Genomic DNA, 4365 nt, shown 5'->3' on the forward strand with positions numbered 1-4365 from the left:
ACTGATTCATTAATTATAAAAGAGTTATAGTGTTGCCATTTCGTTTCAACAAATTCTTCAAAGGCTAGTCTTCCATTTAATTTACGATTTGCATTTCTAAACTCATTAAAATCATTTATTACTTGTGTAATAAATTCAAATAGTTCAGTTTTTTTCTCTATAAATGCATTATACTTTCTACTTATTTCATCAATTTCTCCTAAGTCAAAATCATCGAAAAAATCGTTATAATATGAGTTAGATGATTCTAAAACCACTACTGGCCATACTAATTCTTCTTTTTTCAACTCTACATTTCTAGTTGCAGCATTTTGAAAGAATATACTTTGCCAATAATCCATTACATCTTGGGCTAAACCGTATGGTGAGCTTATCTTGGCGGAAACTAAAAATTTATTTACAACTTCATAGATTATTTTATACCTTGTTTCGTCATCTTGGCCGAAAAAAGGGAATGCACAGATTTCAAGTTTGTTATAGTCTAGATTAGATATGTCTAATGGATAATTATTAACTACACTATTAATATAATGATCAATAATTGCCTTTGCTTGATCATTCAATTCAGTATAAGAATATATTGAGAAATATTGTCCCCAATAGTTATTTAGATCATTGTTTTTTAATGGATTCATTATATTTGAGATATATATAATTTTTTCGTATTCACTTTGATTAGTAGCATTTATTAGAGTTTTAAGAGCATCTTTTAATTTTGTTAGTGTATTTGAACTTGGAGTAGGATCTTCTTGTGATTTTGCTTGAGCAAAAATTCTCTTGCTACCTTTTAAATATAGCTCGATATCATCAATATTACCTTCAACTTTTAAGGATTCTAAATTTTTTATATGTTTAAGTGCTAATAAGATAGCTGCATTACTTTGGAAGTCCCAACCAAATGCAGATGATGTTGCATTAGTATCAATAACTTTAGTAGAATCTATAGAATTTACCATTTTGATCACCTAAACAATTCTTTATTAGTAAAAAAATATTTTTTAAATCTAAATATTTGTTTCTTACTATTATAGAGGAGTCTTTTGGGATTTTGTACCTAATGGGAGAAATATTTCAATTTTGCATATAATCAAAAGCGATTTTTCTCTTAACAGTTTCAGGCTGTAATTTATTTTAAAAACTACCTTTGTATTATTGGGTAGGTGATCAGATTAAATTGAAGAAAATGCACTTGTTCTGAGGAGAAAGAATATTTGTAGCAACCTAATTATAAATATTATTGGTCACCAAACTTGTCACATAATCGAAAAATACAAGAAAACAAAAGGATATATTGAATATAATAAAATTCCCAAACCCTTGATATAAGTGGATTTGGGCATATTTTAAAAAATTGGTATAAACACACATTTGTGAATTGACATGTTAGAGGTCAATTCTTTGTAAAACCGTAAAAAAAATAAATTACCAGAATATTTGGTGTTTGTCCCCCAGGTACAGTAATATTTTAATACACTAGGGTGCAGGCCTTTTTTTGTTCTGAAAACCACTCATTAGAGTGGCTCTTAATCCCTCATTGCTCCTGCCTCTCGTGAAGTCATCGCACCTTGCCCCTCACTAACATCTTTCCTAATTTCCTGTTTCACTTTCTGCGGATCCGTTCCAGCAACTCCTGGTTGCATATTAGAACCAGACCCCAAATTCTTATTAGCCTGTTGATTCGGTTGCATACTAGTCCTCCTCGATTGATTACTTAACCTTCATAGTATTTACCAATCCCGTTCATATATCCCGAGGATTTAGTATCTTCGCCCAAGTAACGGCTGCTTTTTCCAATGATTTCAATACGAAATACGCATGCGGTTTGCCGTTCAAGGCAATCATTTTAATGTATAATAACCAGTACATTTGATTGGAAATTATCTACGAGTAGTAAATAACAAGGGGAAACCAATGACAACAACCAAAACACACATCAAAGAATGGCAGCAAGCCCTACAACAAGAGATTAATCACTTAAAAAAGTTCGGCGGAAGCCGCTATTCTGTCATAAATGGAAGGCTGTTATCAAATGACGGCCCGTATAGTTACTATTTTGATACAGCCATCTCATTAAGAATTCCAGTTGGTTCTTCGATAAAATTGGAATGGGGAACGATGAAAACTAGTGGAAAGGTGCTTTCCTCTGAGGGCAGGGGAATCATTCTGGCATTAGAGCAAAACTTTGGTGACCTTATTCCAGATGCATATCTGCTGCATGATCCTTGGGAATTGCTTGAACAATTAATCGAGCGCTTGGATGAAATCAAAAAAAACAAACAAAAGCGGATGAGAGTGAAGAGATTGATGAATCCTTCCATGGAAACGAAACATCCTGAGGAAAAGATCCAGAGTAATGTCCATGAATTGGTTTTGCGGTCCAAATACAATCCGGCTACGTTCGTCTGGGGGCCCCCGGGTACCGGTAAAACATACACCTTGGCTAGAACAGCAGCTAATAAATATTTTCAGAAGAAAAAAGTATTAATTTTGTCGCATAGCAATCAAGCTGTTGATGTCTTAATGGGGGAACTGACTGATTTTATTAAAAAGAAAAAAAGATTTCGAGAAGGGGATGTGCTCCGCTACGGTGGGAACATTGGGGATACTCTTTCAGCCCATCTCGACATTACGACAAATCAGATGATCGAAAAGCAGGACCCGCTCCTTGCCAAGGATAGAGAGAGGCTGGTTGAAGAAAGACGCCACTTAAAGCAAGACCTGGCCCATTCTTTCAGTAAACGAGACTCGGATCATCTGCTGGAACTAGAAACAAAAATTGCCAGGCTGCTGGAAAAGGTCCGGAAGGAAGAAGTTCAGTTAGTCAAAGAGGCGTTCATTGTCGGTACAACGCTGGCAAAGGCGGCTAGTGATAGCACTATTTATGAACAGGATTATGACCTTGTCATCCTTGATGAAGCAAGTATGTCCTATGTTCCACAGGCAGCTTTTGCCGCATCATTGGGAAAACGAGTCATTATTTGTGGCGACTTCAAGCAATTGCCCCCGATTGCCGCAAGCCGGGATCCGCTTGTGGCCAAATGGCTGAAAGAGGATGTGTTCCATAAGGCGGGAGTGGTGGATTGGCTGAATGACGAGAAGCTTCATCCGCAGCTTTTTTTATTAAAAGAACAGCGCAGGATGCACCCTGATATTTCAGCTTTTACGAATCGGTACATCTATCATTCACTGGTTGGCGATCACGAAAGTGTATACAAAAGCAGAAATAGAATCACAAGCCTTGCTCCTTTTAAAGAGCGAGCTGCTGTGCTTGTAGATACGAGTTTCACGGGCTTGCATTGTATAAGTGATAAAGCAACCAATTCCAGATTCAATCTATGGCAGCTGCTGCTGTCTTTTCAATTGATTCATGAAGCGTACTCGGGTGGAGCTAAATCGATTGGGTATGTGACTCCATACCGTGCTCAGGCGAATCTTATGGAGCAGCTGTTGGAAGAGATTTATGAGAATGAGCGAAGCCAAGCGGATATTATTGCAGCTACTGTCCACCGATTTCAGGGAAGTGAGCGGGATGTGATGATCTTTGATACGGTCGATAGTGCCCCGCAAGAACGGGCTGGGATGTTGCTGACTGGCAAGGAAAGTGAACGTTTGATTAATGTGGCTATTACGAGAACGAAAGGAAAATTTCTTCACGTCAGCAATAGAGATTTTATCGAAAAGCATGTTTATCCAAGAAAAACACTGCGCCAACTCGTTGACCATCAAGTAAGGAACAAACAAACGGTTACAACGAAAGAAATTGGCTCGTGGATACGCAACCAACACCCAAAATTAAGCTGGATGCATGCGCGAAAACTGGAAGCTGTCTTTCAAGACCTAAGTTCGGCAAAGGCATCGATTACCATTTCCTTGCCCGAGGGAAGCAAGTTATCTGAAGAATGGACTAAGCAGCTATTAAATAGAGAAAAACGGGTAAAATTGACCATTATTTCGAAACAAAAGTGGAGCAATTCCGATGTCTGGCAGGACGAGAGCTTTCCCTTTCCGTTTGTGATCATTGACGGGAAAGTTTTGTGGCTCGGACTTCCGCTTGAAGGCGCCAGAGGAGTCGAGCCTCCTTATGTAGCGGCTAGGCTTCGTTCGAGTAATGTGTGTGAATACTTGCTAAAACAGATTTAGTTAAACTGTTTTCCGTGATGATCGACCTATTTTAGATAGGTGACCTATACCTTTTTAAATTATGTTTGTTAACGAAAAGTTTTACTAAGCTGCCTTCATTAGGCGGCTTTTCTTTTTTAAAATAACTATTTATCGAAAGTTATGAAGTAATTAGTCTAAAAAATCTACTAATTTCTTATACCATTATTTAAAAATTATGTTAATATTATTTAAATAATATTATTC

General features: G+C 37.2%; 3 protein-coding genes. 1 reads left to right on the forward strand and 2 read right to left on the reverse strand.

Going from position 1 to position 4365, the window contains the following annotated elements; translation table 11 throughout:
* Both V7149_RS21265 and V7149_RS21270 read right to left on the reverse strand, forming a co-directional pair.
* Positions 1–956 (reverse strand): hypothetical protein (locus V7149_RS21265; protein ID WP_335347589.1); only part of this gene is annotated, 956 nt, incomplete at its 3' end.
* Positions 957–1523: 567 nt separating this feature from the next.
* Positions 1524–1688 (reverse strand): hypothetical protein, encoded by a 165-nt coding sequence (locus V7149_RS21270; protein ID WP_335347590.1) that lies wholly within the window; start codon positions 1686–1688, stop codon positions 1524–1526.
* A 223-nt stretch (positions 1689–1911) separates the two neighbouring features.
* Here V7149_RS21270 and V7149_RS21275 point away from each other — a divergent pair, with 223 nt between their 5' ends.
* Positions 1912–4140 carry an AAA domain-containing protein gene (locus tag V7149_RS21275; protein WP_335347591.1) on the forward strand — a complete coding sequence of 743 codons (2229 nt, stop codon included), beginning with the start codon at positions 1912–1914 and terminating at the stop codon, positions 4138–4140.
* Positions 4141–4365: the final 225 nt, after the last annotated feature.

The sequence above is a fragment of the Bacillus sp. JJ1503 genome (assembly GCF_036965125.1).
In the GTDB taxonomy this organism is placed as follows: domain Bacteria; phylum Bacillota; class Bacilli; order Bacillales; family Cytobacillaceae; genus Cytobacillus.